This window comes from Leptolyngbya sp. FACHB-321 (genome assembly GCF_014695975.1).
GTDB lineage: Bacteria > Cyanobacteriota > Cyanobacteriia > Leptolyngbyales > Leptolyngbyaceae > Stenomitos.
Genome location: NZ_JACJPI010000014.1, coordinates 39,955 through 57,986 on the forward strand (window position 1 = coordinate 39,955; position 18,032 = coordinate 57,986).

16 protein-coding genes and 1 tRNA gene are annotated in these 18,032 nt (G+C 49.8%); 7 read left to right on the top strand and 10 right to left on the bottom strand.

What is annotated here, in order from left to right:
- The first annotated feature begins 234 nt into the window (after positions 1–234).
- Positions 235–996 (top strand): alpha/beta fold hydrolase, encoded by a 762-nt coding sequence (locus H6F76_RS01660; RefSeq protein ID WP_190505364.1) that lies wholly within the window; start codon positions 235–237, stop codon positions 994–996.
- A gap of 12 nt (positions 997–1,008) precedes the next feature.
- The gene (locus tag H6F76_RS01665; protein WP_190505366.1) at positions 1,009–1,437 is read left to right on the top strand and encodes a hypothetical protein; all 429 of its coding nucleotides are present in this window, start codon (positions 1,009–1,011) and stop codon (positions 1,435–1,437) included.
- Between the two features lie 776 nt (positions 1,438–2,213).
- Here H6F76_RS01665 and H6F76_RS01670 read toward each other — a convergent pair.
- Positions 2,214–2,286: transfer RNA gene (locus tag H6F76_RS01670), tRNA-Ala, on the bottom strand.
- A gap of 122 nt (positions 2,287–2,408) precedes the next feature.
- Between H6F76_RS01670 and H6F76_RS01675 the strand changes: the two genes are divergently transcribed.
- Complete coding sequence (locus H6F76_RS01675) at positions 2,409–3,521, top strand: RuBisCO accumulation factor 1 (RefSeq protein WP_190505368.1); 1,113 nt, start codon at positions 2,409–2,411, stop codon at positions 3,519–3,521.
- A gap of 22 nt (positions 3,522–3,543) precedes the next feature.
- Here H6F76_RS01675 and H6F76_RS01680 read toward each other — a convergent pair whose 3' ends face one another.
- Positions 3,544–5,421 (bottom strand): glycosyltransferase family 39 protein, encoded by a 1,878-nt coding sequence (locus H6F76_RS01680; RefSeq protein WP_190505370.1) that lies wholly within the window; start codon positions 5,419–5,421, stop codon positions 3,544–3,546.
- Between H6F76_RS01680 and H6F76_RS01685 the strand changes: the two genes are divergently transcribed.
- Both H6F76_RS01685 and H6F76_RS01690 read left to right on the top strand, forming a co-directional pair.
- On the top strand, positions 5,407–5,592 hold the full coding sequence (locus H6F76_RS01685; protein WP_190505372.1) for a hypothetical protein: 186 nt from the start codon (positions 5,407–5,409) through the stop codon (positions 5,590–5,592). The genes H6F76_RS01680 and H6F76_RS01685 overlap by 15 nt on opposite strands.
- 129 nt (positions 5,593–5,721) lie before the next feature.
- On the top strand, positions 5,722–6,159 hold the full coding sequence (locus tag H6F76_RS01690) for a helix-turn-helix transcriptional regulator (protein ID WP_190505374.1): 438 nt from the start codon (positions 5,722–5,724) through the stop codon (positions 6,157–6,159).
- Between the two features lie 298 nt (positions 6,160–6,457).
- Here H6F76_RS01690 and H6F76_RS01695 read toward each other — a convergent pair whose 3' ends face one another.
- The 4 genes from H6F76_RS01695 to H6F76_RS01710 form a co-directional block, all read right to left on the bottom strand.
- Complete coding sequence (locus H6F76_RS01695) at positions 6,458–7,213, bottom strand: phycobilisome rod-core linker polypeptide (RefSeq protein WP_190449172.1); 756 nt, start codon at positions 7,211–7,213, stop codon at positions 6,458–6,460.
- Positions 7,214–7,468: 255 nt separating this feature from the next.
- On the bottom strand, positions 7,469–8,044 hold the full coding sequence (locus tag H6F76_RS01700) for a hypothetical protein (RefSeq protein ID WP_190449173.1): 576 nt from the start codon (positions 8,042–8,044) through the stop codon (positions 7,469–7,471).
- 6 nt (positions 8,045–8,050) lie between these two features.
- Entirely contained in the window at positions 8,051–8,683 is a 633-nt protein-coding gene (locus H6F76_RS01705) for a phycobiliprotein lyase (RefSeq protein ID WP_190505376.1), read from the bottom strand.
- 210 nt (positions 8,684–8,893) lie between these two features.
- On the bottom strand, positions 8,894–11,035 hold the full coding sequence (locus H6F76_RS01710; RefSeq protein WP_190505378.1) for a PAS domain S-box protein: 2,142 nt from the start codon (positions 11,033–11,035) through the stop codon (positions 8,894–8,896).
- 485 nt (positions 11,036–11,520) lie between these two features.
- Between H6F76_RS01710 and H6F76_RS01715 the strand changes: the two genes are divergently transcribed.
- Entirely contained in the window at positions 11,521–12,303 is a 783-nt protein-coding gene (locus H6F76_RS01715; RefSeq protein WP_190505380.1) for an ABC transporter permease, read from the top strand.
- A 37-nt stretch (positions 12,304–12,340) separates the two neighbouring features.
- Here H6F76_RS01715 and H6F76_RS01720 read toward each other — a convergent pair whose 3' ends face one another.
- The 3 genes from H6F76_RS01720 to H6F76_RS01730 form a co-directional block, all read right to left on the bottom strand.
- Positions 12,341–12,949, bottom strand: coding sequence for a molybdenum cofactor guanylyltransferase (locus H6F76_RS01720; RefSeq protein ID WP_199321855.1), 609 nt, complete (start codon positions 12,947–12,949; stop codon positions 12,341–12,343).
- Between the two features lie 23 nt (positions 12,950–12,972).
- The gene (locus tag H6F76_RS01725) at positions 12,973–14,166 is read right to left on the bottom strand and encodes a GNAT family N-acetyltransferase (protein ID WP_190505384.1); all 1,194 of its coding nucleotides are present in this window, start codon (positions 14,164–14,166) and stop codon (positions 12,973–12,975) included.
- Positions 14,167–14,281: 115 nt separating this feature from the next.
- Complete coding sequence (locus H6F76_RS01730) at positions 14,282–15,007, bottom strand: RibD family protein (protein ID WP_242036469.1); 726 nt, start codon at positions 15,005–15,007, stop codon at positions 14,282–14,284.
- 169 nt (positions 15,008–15,176) lie between these two features.
- On the opposite strand from H6F76_RS01730, the gene H6F76_RS01735 reads away from it, so the two are divergent.
- Entirely contained in the window at positions 15,177–17,222 is a 2,046-nt protein-coding gene (locus H6F76_RS01735) for an ATP-binding protein (RefSeq protein WP_190505386.1), read from the top strand.
- Positions 17,223–17,268: 46 nt separating this feature from the next.
- On the opposite strand, the gene rnc is transcribed toward H6F76_RS01735, so the two are convergent.
- Positions 17,269–17,991 carry a ribonuclease III gene (gene rnc, locus H6F76_RS01740; protein ID WP_190449179.1) on the bottom strand — a complete coding sequence of 241 codons (723 nt, stop codon included), beginning with the start codon at positions 17,989–17,991 and terminating at the stop codon, positions 17,269–17,271.
- Positions 17,992–18,032 lie beyond the last annotated feature (41 nt).

An 18,032-nucleotide genomic window follows, 5' to 3' on the forward strand; every position in this document is an offset into this window, starting at 1 on the left:
TCCCCTGCGACTTGACTCAAGATTTTAGAGAAAGCAGTGGTGGAAAAATTCATTCACTCATCGGAAGATTTTAGTTAAGAAAAAACTCATCTCATTTTCAAGTTTTAATGATTTGCCCTATCGTTTCAATGTTTTGTGTGTTAATTCCAAGGATCTGAGTTTGCGTTTTAAGGATCTGAGTTCTCATTTCAGTAGATCCCACGCCCATTTTCATCCCCTTCATAGGCTAAAAGTATGCCCAAAATCTCTGCTGGTGAACTCGAGGTTAACTATCAAATCAAAGGCGCAGGCGACCCTCTATTACTTGTCATTGGTCTCAGTTTCAGCCTCCTCGACTGGGGCACAGCCTTCCCTGAGCTTCTCGCTCAACACTACAAAGTGATTCTGTTTGACAACCGCGATGCAGGAGAGACCAGCCAATCTACCTATCCCTACACGATCGCTCAAATGGCAGATGATGCCGCCAGTCTCCTCATTGCCCTAGGCGAACCCAAAGCTCACGTTTTCGGTGTCAGCATGGGTGGCATGATTGCCCAACACTTTGCCCTTAACCATGCTGACAAACTCAATAAACTGATACTTGGTTGTACAGCAGCGGGTGGCACTTGTAGCGAATTTGGCGATGCCAGTGGATTATTGACGGGCAACATCCTCCCGTTGCTCTTCACCCCGGAGTTCACCCGCGATCATCAAACCGATTTGACAAAACTGCTTCAAATGACCACGCCATTCCATAGTCAAGGGGGTACCTTACAACGGCAGCTTCAGGCAATGCATACCCACGATACCTGTAATCTGCTGAGCAAGATCACCGCACCCACACTAGTTATCACTGGCGATCGCGATCCTGTCATACCCCCACAAAACAGCGGTTTTCTCGCTCAAAAAATTCCGGGTGCCCAGCAAGCAACAATCAAAAATGCGAGTCACGGCTTTTGCTTCAGCCATCCCAATGATACCGCTAGTGCTCTCATTAACTTTCTCCAACACCCTTAGAGGGACAGACATATGAATGATGCCTTCACCAACTCCAAAACCATTGCTTCTGACCCGCTCATTCTGGAAACCTTTCAGGATTACGCTGAAGCCTTTGAAACCCTCGATCCTTCAGTCATTCTGCCGTTTTATCAGTATCCCGCCATTCTGATCTCTGAACAAAAGCCAGTCAAAATCACAAATAAAATCATTGGCTGGGCAGCATTCAAAATCGCCATGACTAGGCTAAAACGGCGCGGCTACGATCATAGCAAGACTGAATCTCTGGAAGTCAGACAAGTGAGAGATAATCTCGCGATCATCACTGGAACAGTAATCCGGTACAAAAAAGATAACTCCGAACTGGAACGCTTCGACTTGAATTACACCCTACGTAAGGTCAAGAGTGACTGGAAGATCATAGTCGGTACTCTTCTAGAAGTTGCTGAGAAGTCAGCATAACGCTGGCAATTATTTATGGACTGAGAATCGCTAATGAAACAGTAGCGCTCACCCTCATTAGTAGGCGGGGCGCGATCTCACCCTCACTCTCCATTCCAAAAGTTACTGACAATTTGAGGACTGTGTCTATGCGTTTAGCATTTTGCAAGTGGTTGATATTTATAAGCAGCAAAGCATAACACGTCTCTCCGTAGGGTTAACCATTCAAATATTAAGAGCAATGATGGCTATCACTATAAGTCCCAACGAGGTTTGTAAGTTGATTAGGTTTCTGGATCAATATGGCATCTCAAATACGAATGACTATAAGTTCGTTCTTGATCCAAGTTTTAGAGGTCTCAACTTAAAGGTTGATCTAAGCGTTACGTATCTACCTCAAAAAAAGACGCTTACAGTTACTCTCGATCCTTGATAAATTTGTAGCAAAAGCATAAAGCTTATTTACAGGAGCAAGGTATAGACAATGACACGATGTCTTTCTAAGCCTTTGATTCTGGTGAGTTCCGCTCTAAGATCAAACACGGAACCTTGAACCTCGTGAGATCAATCGGTCTTTTAGCTAGTGGCACTGAGCGCATTCTGACTAGAGGTGGATGAGTAGCAGCCACAGCTAGAGCGGACGATCACCGTTCTCTAACCTCCTAAAATTACTTGACTCATGGCAGGTAATAATAAGCCATCCACCTGCCGCTTAGGAATTCAGGCATTCTCCTGCCGTACTGGCAAGACTGGACTCAAAGTGACACATTGAATTTCTCATTAAAAATTACGAGGTATGGAGATAAGCGGATTCGAACCGCTGACTTCTTGCATGCCATGCAAGCGCTCTACCAACTGAGCTATACCCCCCGATGTGTTCCTTATGATGCCTTGAGAGTTAGCATTCGTCAAGCAAACGTTTAACTTCAAACCATCTTTTTCATTGTACGCCTGATCGCGCTAGAGTTTGTGTAAGTTCGCTATGTGCTTTTATGACTGATACTCCTCAAAATTTTTCCCAGCCTCACTCTCAATCTGATGTAGACGTAGAGAGTCTACTACAGTCGCTACGGCGTAAGGAAGGCACGTGGGTCGAGTGGGGGCAGGCGTGTCAGACTTTGCAAAAAGCAGGCTACAGTCCTCAGGCAATTTTTGAAGCGACTGGGTTTGAGCCGGTTCAGCAGAACCAGATTATCGTTGGTGGTCAGGTGTTTACTAGTGCCGTCAGTGCTGGGATAACTGATGCTGTTAGGACTCATTTTGAGCGAAAAGGCAGCGATCTGCTGTACGAGTTCCGAATCTTGACGCAGCCAGAGCGGGCAGCAGCAGCAACCTTAGCAGCCGAAAAGGGGATTGATGTGGATGAGGCACGGGATGTTGCCAAAGCCATTAAAGATTTTTCGCGGCTTGGTACTGTGCCAGAAGGTTTTACGACTCATGTAGGCGACGCGATCGCCTATCAATGCTGGAAGCTAGCACGCCAAAAGGCAGATTTACAAGAACGCTCTCGCTTTATTGCTAGAGGGCTGCGATTTGTCCATAGCGATGAGGCGCGTAAACAGATTGAGCGCCTGTTGACCGATTTCAGCGTTGTGCCGACTGCAACAGCACCATTGCTCCCGGTGTACCGTTTAGAAGCGGATGAAGATTTGCCGCGAGTCCTTCCGGTGGTTGGCAAGCTGCCGCTTACAAAAGCCGATCTTCAGGCAGTGCCTATGGTTGATGCTATTCAACCGTTTGGCATTGTGAAGTTTGAGGGGGCTGCGGCTTGGGTACCTGTACCCGGTTGGCAGGTAATTTTGATGGCAACTGACCCGGTTGTACTTTTGTGCGACAGCCAAATGTTTCCGGTGCCGCTGCCTGGTAAGCAAGGGGATGTGCTGGTTATAGTGGATCGGGCACAGCGGGAGTGGCGGAACGATCGCTACTTCATTGTTGAAGAAGCAGACCAGATCCAGATCAAATGGTCTGAGCTGCCGCCCGATGAGCCTTTATTAGGCGAAGTCATTCTCATCATGCGACCGAAAAAGATTCTGGATGAGAATTATACAAAGGACTACTTTGGACGCAGACCAGGTTATGACGGTTGGCAAACGGATGAATAAGTAATTATGCGTCTCGAATGACTCACTGTTTGCAGCGATAGAGTTGATACGGAATACCTAATCGGTAAAAGCGATCGCGATCAAGCACGCAGCCGATTGAACTTCCTGCTGAATGCAGCATGGAAAGTGTGGGTGGAAACTCGTTTCGCTTGAGACCGGGTGCAACCATCCAGAAAGCAAAGGGAGACTGCAGAGGCTGTTTGAGTCTTGCCAGATTTTCCCAGACATAGGTGTAGCTGGGTTGCTGTAGACGATCGTCTACTTGTGTACCCGTTGTCTCTGCGGGACGCACTTTCGGTAGAAAAGTGAAGTAGTGGCGTGAGTCTGTGCCAGGGCGATCGCCAGTCTGCCCCTTGAGAGCAAGCGCAAAACTTAGACCCAGTGCTACCTCCTGCAAATCGCCGTATGCCATGCCCATTAAAAGCGGTGTCTCGGCTGTAGTCTGAACGTTTTTGGCAACCTGATCAGGCTGATACGGTTTCAAAAACACCAGATTTGAAACTACCAACGTGCTGCTGAGTACGCCCACTAGTAGCACTGCCCATGTTAGAGTATGGCGCGGTAAACGTGCTGCATGCCGTTCTGCGAGCGTGTCAGATGGGTCGCTCTGTCCTGCTATATCGCTGTGGTGGTTACTCTTCACACTGCCTTTCTGCCTGCCTCGACTGGGTTGAGCCAGACAGGCTCCCAGCAACGCACAGATGGCTGGAAAGTACAAGAAGTTATAACGTGGCACCGACGTAATATCTTTGCCGAGAATGTAGACGATCGCCAAAAATTCCAGCAATACACACAGGACGAAGACAGCCAGCAATCGCGTTGCCAGATGTGTGTCGGGGGTACTCCAGAGTTGTGCGAAGCGTCCCGACACTTGCCATAATAGCCAGACACTAAACAGCACCATCAATACCACCATCAAGGTAGCTAGCCAACCGGGTTGCTTTTCCACCGGGAGCGCGATCGCCATCAAAATCCAGCCGATGGGTAACTGATAGAGCGGTGCGATCGTGTCCATCCAATCTGGCTCAAAGGGCTTCATCCAGTTGGTTTCAGGACGACTGATGTGGCTGAGAAAGGTTGGCAACCAGGGTAGATAGGTGAGACAGATGCCCGTCGCGGCAAGCGCCACAGCAAGGAACGCACGACGTGGATGGAGATAGAGCGTACGAGCTGTGGTGTGTGGGGCATCCGGGGAGCGATGAAGCGTGGGAAGCGCTTTAAAGGTCAGAATATTAATGAGCAGGGTTGCAACCTGAGCAACAAACGCCAGCAAAAAGAAATAGTGGACGTAGAAGCCGATGCTGTTGACAACCATCCAGCCGACCCAAACACCAAGGCGAATACGACGGTGATACAAGTCAGTCTGCATCTGATACAGCCCCAAAAGCGCCAGAATGACTAGCAGCATGGGTAAGGTGTAGTGGCGGGCTTCTTGCGACAGGTACACCGCGAACGGAGAAACAGCCATAACCATTGCCCCTGTTAACCCTGCTGCGGGCGAAAAGGCAATGCGGTTGAGTTGATAAACAGCGGCGATCGACACTACTCCAATCAACGCCGGTAAAGCTCGCAGCTTCCAGACCCATGACAGTGGCAGCGTCTGCGTCCACCGTAGCCAGTCATGCATCCAGCAAAAAAATAGCGGTGGATGCACCGATTGGCTAGAGATCGTTTGAGCAATTTGAGCGCAGCTTGTCTCTGGATTCAGCGTAAACACTCGTTCTAATACTGATAGCGAAAACGCTTCGTTTAGAGGCACCTCATAATAGTTGCGTCCCAAACTAAACAGAGCCGTAATCACCTCATCTAACCAGACAGGTTTTAGATCCAGATTCCAGAAGCGCAGTATGGCTCCCAGAAGGATGATCCCTACCAAAAGCAGGTAATGTCGAGATTTCATGATGCTATTCAATCATGTCCAGAGCATCCACAATACGTGATTCAGTTGCGCGATCGTCATCCACTCAGCACCTTTCTCGTTGCAGTAGAGACGATCACTCCAGGGGGAAGGGCATTCAACCAACTACTGATGGCGACAGAATTGGTCTTCTATAAAGTTTTTGCGTGGTGAAGATGTAGGCATTCCTCATCGATTCGACTTCCGTTCTTTCAGGCACTACAATGTGTCTGAGGTTGAAGCGTTCTCTTCACTTAAAAAATTCTCACTCCAAGTTAGCATCAGCTTACTGACGACAAACCAATGCCAGCACGGTTGCAAATCAAAGCAGAAGACTGTTCACCCTTAGGGCAAGCCATTCTTCAATATCTGGAAGAGCAGGGGATCAGCATGAACCGTCTGGCGGAACTGTCTGGTATTCCGCAACCGCGTTTGCGAGGGGCTTGCTTTAAGGGCACCTGTCCCACGCCTGAAACTTTGAGAAAATTGGCTAGAGTGATGGGAAAACATCATTTAGAGCTGTACACCCTGGCGTACGAAGGCAGAATTGAGCCTCTCCCAGAGGATGCAGCGGATATCTCCCTGGATTTATTGATGCGAGAACTGTTCGAGACAGCTAGAGAATTAGACTTAACAGCACCGATCGTTCGCCCTTCTAAAGCCAAAATCCGTAAAGCACTCTTAGAACTAGGGTTTCGTGCAGAACCTACTGCTACCACAAGCCAATTTGAGGCAGGCTAGCTACTTATATTAGCTAGGCGTAATTTTTATAAGATGCATTGAGACTTCGGCGTAAGCTTTCGACCTGAGCGCTCAAGCTGAAGGGCGCTCAGTTGAACGCGAAGTCGAAATGCTCTCAGTTCTGTGTATCGGCGGGTTGATTGCAGTCAAAACCCAGTCTCTCAGTAGTGCTTAGTTAAACCCTCATCGCCTACTTAGCCATTTAGTAGGGTTAAAGCAAATAAAAAAGAGCGTGTGCCATGTCAGATTAGGGATGGCTCACACTCTTTTTAGTACTGATCAGACGATAATTCAGTGTTTATCGACGACGATAAGGCACTGCTTTCTCGATGTCGATATTGCTGGATGAAATTTGCTGCGGCGGGTTGCCTTTTGGATTGATACCCCGTGCCATGTCAAGGAACAGTGCTGGGCTGCCGGCTTTGGGCTTTTTGTCTTGAGGGACATAGCTGCGAACCGTTGTTTGCCAGATGATTTGTGGGAAACCAAGTTTAGCGCGATGGTAGGCATCATAGCGAGGAGACTTGATATTGAAGGGTCGTTCACCCTCAGTGCGACTGGGCAAGACACGACGACGCTGATAGGGAAGCGTATCGTACCCAAAGGCTGAAAGGTACTCTTCACTATTAAGAAGCTCGTCTACAAAGCCGACGATACCTTTGGTTGCTACCACGATCGACCAGGCAATCTTTTCCTTATCACCATAGACATCACGACCGAGAACCCGTTGCACAGTTTGCTCAACAAAGCGGTAATTGTTGTTAAGTTCATAGAAACTGCGTCGATAGGTATCGGAAAGCAGCAAACCGCGAACAAAATCGCGAACGGAAATATTACCGTTGCGGAGTTGCGATTCTAAAGCGCTCTCACGATCGACAGCAAACGCATGGAAAAAAAGCTGACGGTATGCAGCTTCAATCAACGCATCTAAATCTGTAGAAGAAAGCAGGTTATCTGTAGAGAAGATCCTGGGCTGCTCTTCTCCAGGAACCTCGTAGCTTGCCACGCGCTGATTTTGGCTAACGGGGGAATATTCTAAAAGAGGAATTGTCACGCCTGTAAATCTCCCTTTTTCTTACGAAATCTTACAAAGACATCCTCAATCATATAGGGCGGTGGTCAGCATTATTCGCTTTAGTCTGATAAACATTACATAACTTAAACTGGCGTGGTGTAAGGCTTGAACGCTTTTCGCTCTACCGCGTGCTGCCAGTTGATCACCTAGTTGATCGTTTTAACAAAACGATGACTCAAGGACCTGCGATCGACCTCCGACTACTGCCTTGTCGGACATCATTCTGTGATTTTCTCACACTCGATCGCCAATTTCACCGCCTCCTTGCCAAAACGCTAGCGGGTCTTTGGTTGGCAGATAGCTTGGATAAAAGCGCAGACTGTCTTCCCTTCCAGCCTGATAGGGTGGAAGGGCGATTGCCAAACCCAGACAGAGATGAGCCAGCGATCGAGCAAATTGCGGATGATGTCCGGGAGTGCCTGCATGAGCATGGGCATATTCGTGAGCCACAACTAGCAGCCAGTCTTCCGGCATGACCCGCCCCACATCAATCAGAATTGAGATGGGCGTGGTCTGTAAATTACAGAGTGCATCCAGTCCAAAGGCTTGAGCCAGGGGTGCCGCAAAAATTTGAACCAATGGCTGCTCCCAGGAGTGAAAGCAAGCGTGGCAAGCCTCAAGGCAGACATTAAGCTGAGCATTGACCGCTTCAATATGTTCACTGATCCAGGTGCAGATGCGATCACGGTGCTCCATATCATGCACCCGATCGACCATCTCAGGCTTCAGCGCAAGACTACGAACGCCATACAAGTAATCCAGCCCACGAGTAAAGGGATCACGGCTGGTTGTCATGATCAGTGAAGCCATCAACCCTTACCAACCGAAAAAGGAAACGTATTTGGCGGGTTGCGCGGCAGTCTTAAGGGTGTCGGTCGGTAGATTAGATGAGTTAGCGTTTTCTTGGCTAGCGGCACCCTCTGGCGCATCTTGAAGGCGGGATTCAGTACAGAAGGTTGCTGTAGCAAAACCACCAAAGCGTTTCACTGTGCTGGTTCTCATCCTGAGATTGGGGCTGGGAAACCAGAAGCGCTCGATCGAACTCATCGTTTCATACTCGGTCGTCAGCACTAACGCATCTTCATCATCCATGTGGTACTGCCCAGCCACGGGGACAATTTCGGCGTAGCCCCGTTCGCGCAACAATGTGCCCTGTTGGGGTTGTTCAGTATCTGGAATCAGGGCAAAAACGGTAGTCCCTTCATGGTTTTCATCATCTTTATCCCAACCCATCGCTCCATGCCAGGAGACAAAGGCACCGCCGATCGCTCGCTTAGGGTCAACCTCATGAAGTTGGCAGATCTCAACAATTTTAGGATGATCAGCGGCAAGCGCCTCAACTTGAATCTCAGAGCCACCTGCCTCAGCACGTTTAAAGGCAAGGTGATGGGTGGTGCGCTGCGATTGCCAGCGTCCTGTACTCAGTTGAAAAAACTCCATGACATTCATAGGTAGCAATTTAACTCCAGGCACAATAGTTCAATCGTTACGCCGACGATCGCTGCACAAACACGTCGCGCATTGGGTAACGCTGTCTTCTCCATCATAAAACCGCAACGCAACCTCAGACCCACCCAGCGTGAGCAAACTTGAGTACCTTTTGGGGAAAGAGCTTTTTAACAGCGCTGCATCGGAGTGTTTGCGGTTATTTAATGCTGTCTAATAGTAGGGATAGGTCATCACTTGCATTTGAGCCACCAGATAGAGCGGTTGCTGCTTTCTACCACGTACCAGTGACACACTCAGAAGACACCAGATTCTGCGTCCATCCTTGTGCAGGTAGCGCTTTTTAAGATGGTGGTAAGAAATTTCGCCAGCCAGGAGTCTCTGGACAGATGCCATTGTTGCGTCGAGATCGTCAGGATCGGTGATTTCCTGAAAGGTTAATGTCAGTAGTTCTGCCTCAGAATAGCCAAGCATTTTACAAAATGACGCATTCACCTGTAAAAAGCGTCCGTCTGGAGCGGCAAGGCTCATTGCAACAGCCGTTGTATCAAACGCACTCCGAAAACGCTGTTCGCTTTCAAAGAGTGCGGCTTCTGCCTGTTTGCGTTCGGTAATGTCTCGATAAATGCTTAGAAGGCACGTCTGTCCTTCTAACTCAATGATGTCGGAAGATACCAATACCGTTCTTAATTGCCCCTGCTTGTTGCGATAGTCAATCTCGACATCACGAACACGATGGTGAGTACGCAGCAGTTGCTCAAAGCGATCGACCTGTGCTGGGTTGGCTGGCAAGTTTAAGCTGACCGCGCTTTGTCCGATCACTTCCTCACGGGTATAGCCAGTAAACTCCAAAAAACGGTCATTGACATCAATGTAGCGACGGGCGAATAGCAAGGCAATGGTAATGGCATCGGGACTAGCACGAAAGACTTTCGTAAACTTTGCTTCTGACTCTTGCAGTGCAATCTTCACCTGGTCAAGCGATTTTTGCAGATGCACCGCCATTTGGTTAAACGAGTGTACCAATACCTCTAATTCGGCAACCCTACTGTCATCCTCTACGGGGTAGTGCCATTCTCCCAGTGCCAGTTCGCGGCTGGCTCGACTCAGCCGCAAAATGGGTCGAGCAATCCAGGAAGAGGTTAACCAGCCCAGGAGGGTTGCAGTGATTAAGGTGCCGATGCAAAGCCAAAGTGTGAGGCGATTATTAGCGCTGATTGCCTCTGCAAAGTCGGCTTCCGACAGAACTACAACTGCTAGCCAGTTAAGGTTTTGGTCACGTCCTATCGGTTCGACATATACAAAATAACGCTGGCGATCGACGTCAAGACGAAACTGCTGGCGGCTCTGAATGCGATCGAACGACTTGAAGCGCTCAACAACCGATGAAGCCGCCTGCTGGGTCAAAAAGTCATGGCTGCTGACAGCATTGAGCCGCCGATACGCAACGACTGAAGGTGGCGCTACTGTGGCTGGCAATACGTCGACTGGCGTTAACTCCGAGCGTTTTTTCTCACGCAAGAAGCGACGGAAGGGTTGGTTGTCATCCGAGTTTGCCACCATCAAGCCATTTGACTCAACGATAAACACTCGATCGGTTTCAGCAATTTTTAGGTGCTGGAGCGCACGACTCAAGTCTGATAGCGAAGCCGACGCTGCCAAAACGCCCTGAAAGCGATTAGCGCGATCATAAAGCGGCTGTAAATGCATAGCTGTCAGACTTGGTTCCTCTGCTGCTGTCAGCCGAACTGACAAGCGCCAAAGTGGTTTTTTCGCCGACTTTGCTGCCAGAAACCAGGACTCTGTAGCCTGACGTTCAAGATCATTAAAGCTGCCAAGTCCCGGTAATAGGAATGTTTCAGCACTTTCGATTGAGGGGCGGTTCAGCTCGTCATGACTGGCTGTCTTTGAGGCGGGAAGCGCAATTAAGTCACCACTTCGCTTCACCACTGCCAGAAAATTGTTGCGCGCATCTACCAGTGCCACTGAATTTACATCAGCAAAGATTTTTAGCTGATGCTTGAAGTAGCGTTCAAGGATGGGGCGATCGTTCACATCCAAAAGCTCAAACTGCATAATTGCCGCGTTGTTACGAGTCACTTCCGCAGGCGTTTGCAGGTGCTGCGATAGACGTTGCTCAACGCGATCGCCAACCCCTGAGGCTAACTGCCCAGCAAGATTACTAATCACCTGCTGCCCATTGCAGTAAGAAAGATAGCCAGTCAGCCCCACTGCTGCTATAACCTGCAACACAAATGGCACCACCAGCACAGCTAGCAAGGGCGCTTTCCCATCAAAACGAGGCAGAGGAAAAAACGGTGGATAGCGCAACGTTGTCCCAGAAAGACGACACAAACTTATAACACAGACCGCGCAGCTACTAGCATGGCATTAACGCACGCACTCAAAGCAAACGCTCATGCTATCAGGCGATTGATCCTGCGCTCACAAGTAAACCAAGCTTATGCACAAACAGTATTGTAGCTGAGCGAGTTTCGGGGCTTGCAGTATTGTTGGTCAATCTGAAGGCTAGCGTTATGCCTTAGATCACTCAACGAAGACAAAAGTAATTAAGTTGATAGGCAGCCAAACATAATTGCTAGCTTTTCCTTTATCTGAGAGCGAGCGCTTATGACGCAGACTATGGAGCGACGATGGGCTTTGAGGATGGAGTCTGCTGTTTAGCTTATAGCAGTTGAAGAGAGCTAGGACAGATTGGGGTTCCTAGTTCTGCTTCTAGTAAGGGTTTTACTTAATCCTTTAGCCTTTTGCTATACGAGCGAATCAGTTGCCGTTGTCCAATGTTTGTTAGTCTGAGCAGGAGCAGTGAAGCAAAACGCATGAAACGCTATTGGAAGGTCTTGCAGTTGTTTTGGGCAACGGCGATCGCGGCTGAGTTGGAGTATCGGCTGAACTTTTTGTTGGCAGCACTTAGTAGTTTAGGTGGGCTGGCAGGAAGCCTCTTTGGGCTGTTTTTGTTTTACCGCACAGGTTATTCCTTTCAGAACTGGAGTTGGGAGCAAGCACTGGTGGTGCTGGGCATCTTTACCATCCTCCAAGGGTTTTCTAGTACCTTTCTGGCACCCAATTTAAACCGCATTGTGCGCCATATTCAGCAGGGTACGCTCGATTTTGTGCTGCTGAAGCCAATTAGCTCACAGTTCTGGCTTTCAACGCATACACTCTCGCCGTGGGGCGTGCCGGATCTGGTGTTTGGGCTTGCTGTTGTCGGTTATGCGGGGTCAAAATTGGGACTACAAGCGAGTTATTATTTGCTCAGCCTGGTGCCGATCGCCTTTGGTTTTCTGACTCTCTACAGCCTCTGGTTCATTCTGGGCGCAATGAGCATTTGGTTCGTCAAAATCTATAACGTGACGGAAGTGTTACGGGGTTTACTAGAAGCGGGGCGCTACCCGATGGTGGCATATCCCACTGCCTACCGTTTTTTCTTTACGTTTGTTGTTCCCGTTGCTTTCCTGACCACCGTTCCAGCAGAAGTCATCCTTGGTCGTGGCGAAATCGGCTGGACTCTGGCAGCAGGACTACTAGCGATCGCACTACTCTTTGCTTCTGCTGCCTTCTGGCGGTTTGCACTCCGCTTCTATACCAGTGCGTCGAGTTGAGATTCCTCCTGCCCCCTCTGCTCCCCCTGCTTGCCACTCACCCCTCTCTCCTCACTTGCTCCAAGTCTTGCGGCGTGTTGCAGTTAAATAGCATTTGAGCATCATGAAGTGGCAGTTCTTGGACAAATTCCTGGGCAAGCCAGGACTGAAAGGAACGATCGCCGCGCTCGATCGCCGCTCGTAAACTTGCTAAACAGCTCGTCCGGTAGAAGCCACAGAGAGGCTCCCAGCCTTTTGTTGAACGAGGAAGAAGGGCGACTGAGTCTCCTACGTGTTCTAAAGCGTTAGCCCACTGTTGCAGTTGTTCACCCGACAAGTAGGGTAAATCGCACGCTAGCAGCAGCACCCATTCTGTCTTCGCTTCTGGTTGTAGCGTCTCTAGCGCTTGAGCAAAGCCGATCAACGGTCCATGCGGCGTGTTTTCGCCTGGTAGCGAATATTCCTGGATTAGATGGCAGGCCGGTGGCACGATCGCTCGATACCGTTCTGGGCGAAAGGTAATGACATAGACGATCGGTGTGCATTGCAATGCAATATCACACACTCGCTGGAGTAAGGGCACGCCCTGGATCGCAACCAGCGCTTTATCCTGCCCCATGCGCTTGCTCTGCCCGCCAGCAAGGACGATCGCAGCAAGTAGTGACATTGTCATCCTTCCTTAAAATCGCTCTACTCGCAGTTCAGTGCTGCATCCTCTTGTTTAAAGGGCAATCCCTGGTTGATAGCGTCCATTTCGCGCTGTTCCATGTCATTCACCTGACCAATGTAAGAACGAAACAGTTGCATCAAGCGGGGATTATAAAAGCGATGCAGCGAGTGATTAGAAGTTGCTGGAAAGCCGCGTCGTTTTTTATGCCGTCCACCCGCACCCGGATCAAAGGTTTTAATACCGTTTGCAATCGCCCACTCGATCGGTGTGTAGTAGCAAGCGTCAAAGTGGAGGCAGTCAATATCCTGAAATGATCCCCAGTAGCGACCGTAGAGCTTAGTGCCCTTCGTGAGGCAGAAGGACATCCCGATCGGCTGTGGGCTCTTGTCTTCATAAGCGGCAACAAACACCACGCGATCGCGGTAGTTGGGATAGAGTTGCTCAAAAAAAGTAGGGGTCAGGTATTTACTACCCCACCAGCCAAACTTGTCGCAGGTATCGCTGTAAAAGCTGTACATCAACGGGAAGAGAGTTGGTGGAATGTCATCGCCCGTCAGTGTGCGAATCGTCAGCCCTGCTTTTTCGACGGCTTTGCGTTCTCGCTTAATGTTGCGGCGTTGGTTCGCATTAAACGCGCCCAAGTAATCGTCAAAGGATTGGTAGTCCTGATTCTGCCAGATAAAGCTGTGGTGCAGCCAGCTAAGAAAGCCGTGTCGTTCCATCGTCGATCGCCATTCTGGGTCAGCATACAGAAAATTGCAGCCGGAAATATTGTTGCGAACGCAAAACTGGTCGATCGCATTGACCATAAGCCCCGTCAGTTCGTCTTCATCCTCTCCCGGTGCAATCAAAAAGCGATAGCCTTCCGCAGGCGTAAAGGGAGACATCCCCAGCAGCTTGGGATAATACTCAATGCCCAAACGACTTGCTACATCTGCCCACTGGTGATCAAACACAAATTCACCATAGCTGTGTCCTTTCACATACAACGGTGCAACGGCAATCAAGTTGCGGTCTCGCCAGATGGTTAAGTGGTTGGGCAACCAGCCTGCCTCAGCCGTGGTGCTGCCAGATGTTTCCATATTATGCAGCCACTCCCACTCAAAGAACGGCGTTTGCAGGGGCAGCGCGAGAGCATCCCATGCCGCTTGAGGCACATCGTCAAGGCTGTTGATCCAGGCGATCGAGTAGCGAGGCTTCAGTGATTCCACCATACAAGGGCTTGAAGGACTTCATATAGCGTAATACATTGGCAGAGGAGAGTGGGAAGGCAGAAGGCAGAGGGCAGAAGGCAAAAGGTAAAAGCTGACGGCTGAGCGCTAAATCAGCTTAAACTTTCTTCACGCGATAGTGTAGAAACACTTCATCGTCAATTGTTTTTACCTCTAGAAGCTGTAGACGGGGTGCTAACGCTGCCATTATCCCTTTACCGTCTACAGGTGTAGGCGCAGCGACTCCACCCAAGAGCAAAGGGCAGACTGTCAGCCACAGTTCATCGAGCAGATTTGCCTCTAGCAAGGACGCGACTAAGGCTCCACCACCCAACACTGCAAGGGTTTTCAGTCCTGATCCCCACAATTGTCCAAAGGCTGCCTGCCAATCAATGGTTTCGATCGGGGTTTCTGTTACTAGAAGGCGCTCAAAGGCTTCGCTTTCTTGCCATAGTCGTGCCCCTGCTGGGGTGGTGAGCAACCAACGAGGCACAGGTTGACGAAAAAACGGCAGTTGAGGATCAAGCGCTGCCGATCGCGAACAAACAATCTGTACAGGCTGTAGCGGCTTGCCCTGCTGCTGGCGTTGCTCTAACAGCTCAGGTCGCACTACTCGCAGTGTTGTGCCATACGCTCTTAAGGTGCCTGCCCCTAACAAAACACCATCAACTAACGCCACCTGCCGTTCTAAATGAGCCTTATCTTGAGCGGAGCCAAAGCGTGCAGCGGTACGGCTAGCATCAGCAATTTTGCCATCCGCACTCATCGCTAGAATCACAGTGGTTGTAGGGCGGGTTTCTTGCTCACGGTTACCCGCAACTTTGATGTTTAAATCTGCTTCCAACTGGAATAATCGGCGCAACCGTTGTAATAATTGTGGTTAGTCCTTCCTTAAGAGCAGTTTAGCTGTAGCATTGGCGATCGTCGCGCATACGGATGGGGTATGTAAGGGCAATATCTTTTGGAGTTGATCGTGGTGGCTGTTGGGTATTGCACTTCCGTCTAAACGTCCTATGGCTAAACCAGGTCAGTCTTCTTTTCGTCGTCTCCTCCTGTCGCGCATTCTGCTGTTGAGTATCCCCGTTTTGCTGACCGGTGAACTGGTTACTTACAATAAAGTTCGTAGCGGTTTGTTAGCGACCGCTCGCCAAAATTTGACTGAGAGCGCGGTTCGCAAGGGAGAAAACATTCGCGATTTGGTCGAAGTGATGCGATCGAATCTTGTTACTGCCAGCGAAGCGTTTTCGACCCAAATCGATCGACCGCAAGAAGCACAAGAATTTGTCGCACGGATGAATCGCTGGCTACCAAAAGGGGTTCAATGTGTGCAGCTTATCAATGTTCAAACGGGTCAAATTGACGGTAGCACCTGCGGCAATCGTGCCATCAGCCAGGTACTTGATAACCTCTGGTCAACGCAAAGTCAGGTTCTGCCCCCCCTGTCTAGTGTTCGCATTGCGCCGGTTAACCATACAAAGGTCGCTAAACAATCAACGCCGCTACGACAGCTTGACCTTGTGTTTAGCGCGCCCGTCTACGATTCCTTAGGACGGTTACGTTATGCGTTAAGCATCCAGTGGGCGGTACATCGTCAAGAAACTAGCCAGCCCGGCTCGCTGTCTGGCTACACGGTTGTGATTGACGAAGACGGCACAATTCTGGCTCACCCTAAGGACGATCGCATTGGTCGCAATATTCGGCAAGAAGCGGATGCTACACGGTTGCAAGATATTGTGAACAGTACGCTCGCGGGCAAAGAAGACCCCATCAACCCGCTCTTCTTTGAGGACAGCAGCGGCAAATGGTTAGCAGGCTCCAACCGCACTGAAATTTCCTTTAACGCCAGTGAAAATCGCACCTGGGTTGTGCTTGCTGTCGCCCCACTGAATAATGCTCTCTCTGGGCTAGAAGACCTTAAGCAAGTGCTTCTCGTCCTCACGATCGGACTGGTGGGCGCAAATTTGTTGGCAACGCTCTATATTGCTCGTGAACTGGCACGACCGATGGAGAAACTCGTCAATTATGCATTCCATATCTACCAGCGACGACCGTCTGATCAGGCACCGAAAAACTTCAAGATTAAAGAAATCAATCAGCTTGCCGAAGCACTCGACAACATGGTTGAGCGCCTGGAAGAGCGGGCAGAAGAACTGGAAGCTGCCTGGCAAGAAGCCCAAGCGGCAAACCAGATGAAGAGCGAATTTTTGGCAACCACATCTCATGAGCTAAGAACGCCGCTAAATGCTATTTTTGGCTGCATTGGTCTGGTAAAAGACGACTGTTGTGACAGTCGCGAAGAAGAAATGGAGCTTTTGCAGCAAGCCGATCAGTCAGCCAGGCATCTGCTCAAGATCATTGATGATCTGCTTAACATTGCCAAAATTGAAGCAGGGCAGCTTGAACTTAGTCTGCAACCCGTTGTGATTCAGGATCTATGTCGGGAATGCCTCAAAATGGTGCAGCCAGCGGCAGAGAAGAAACGTCTGTCGCTGATCATTGATGTCGATAAGCACCTCAGTCATGTCGTACTTGATCAGCTACGGGTACGTCAGATGGTGATTAATCTCCTGTCAAATGCAGTAAAGTTTACGCCAGAGGGCGGGCAGGTCAAGTTGAGCAGCCGCATTGGCTATGGGCATCAGCTAGAGCAAGATGCTCGACCTGATCACAGCCCGGTAAACGCCAGTACGCCTTACCTCTGTCTGGAGGTTATCGATTCAGGGATTGGCATTCCCCCTGAACGCTGGCATCTTTTATTCCGTCCCTTTCAGCAGGTTGATTCGTCATTAACGCGCCGACACGAAGGTACGGGTTTGGGCTTAGCGCTAACGAAACGGTTTGCTGAACTGCACGGCGGCACTGTTTCGTTTCAATCCACGATCGGTAAAGGCAGTACGTTTCGGATCTGGCTACCATCCCGAGAACCTACTCCGGTAGAGACCAGCAGTGGGGGCGATCGCTCGGGCCCTGGCACCCACAGTCGAGAGACAACACGGGATGCGGCAAATTCAGTGTTACATCCTGATGTTCCCGATCACTCTGTTTCTTCGATCAGCTAAGTAAGCTGCGGTCGTTATGTTGTGCCACCACAGGTTAGACTGCTAGTCACTGTTGGGAACTGCGATCACTTACTACCGCAAACGCAGCTTGAGCGGCGGCTTGCTCTGCCGCTTTAATAGATCGACCACTCCCTTCTCCCAGGCACTCACCTCGTACCCAGACTTCAGCTTTAAAGCGCTGGGAATTATCCTCAGCCTGTTCGCCTTGCACCACACGATACTCTGGCAAGAGTTTATAATGTCCCTGGCTCCATTCTTGCAGTGCCGCTTTGTAATTTTGGCGAGCCGGATCGCTGAGAATCTCTGTAACCAACTGTCGGAAGTAATGATCTAGACAGGGGCGTACCAGGTCTAGGGTGTGCGTGCTCAAATACAAAGCCGCTAGCACTGCCTCAAACGCATCTGCCAAGCGTGATTCTCGACCAAGCTTATCTTTCAAGGCGCTTTCGGACACAAGTAAATATGGCTCTAGCCCGTAGTAATCCGCTAGCTGTGCCAAAATGCGATCGCTCACCAGTATCGAGCGAATGGCTGCAAACTCTCCGACTGGCAGTTGAGGATAAGTTTCCAGCAAAAAAACAGCCGTTGCCAAACGCACCACGGCATCACCAACGAACTCAAGCTGCTCATAATTTGCGGTCGCTGAAATAGAGGGATGTGTCAGCGCCAGATCGAGCAAAGTCCACTGAAGTGACGATTGCCCAGGCAGACCTAGCTTTCGCACCAGAGTTTGTAATTGCTTCTGGCGATGGGGATACTGGAGTGTCATGCCTGCCAGTTTATCAGGTCTCTTTAGTAATCAGTGATCAA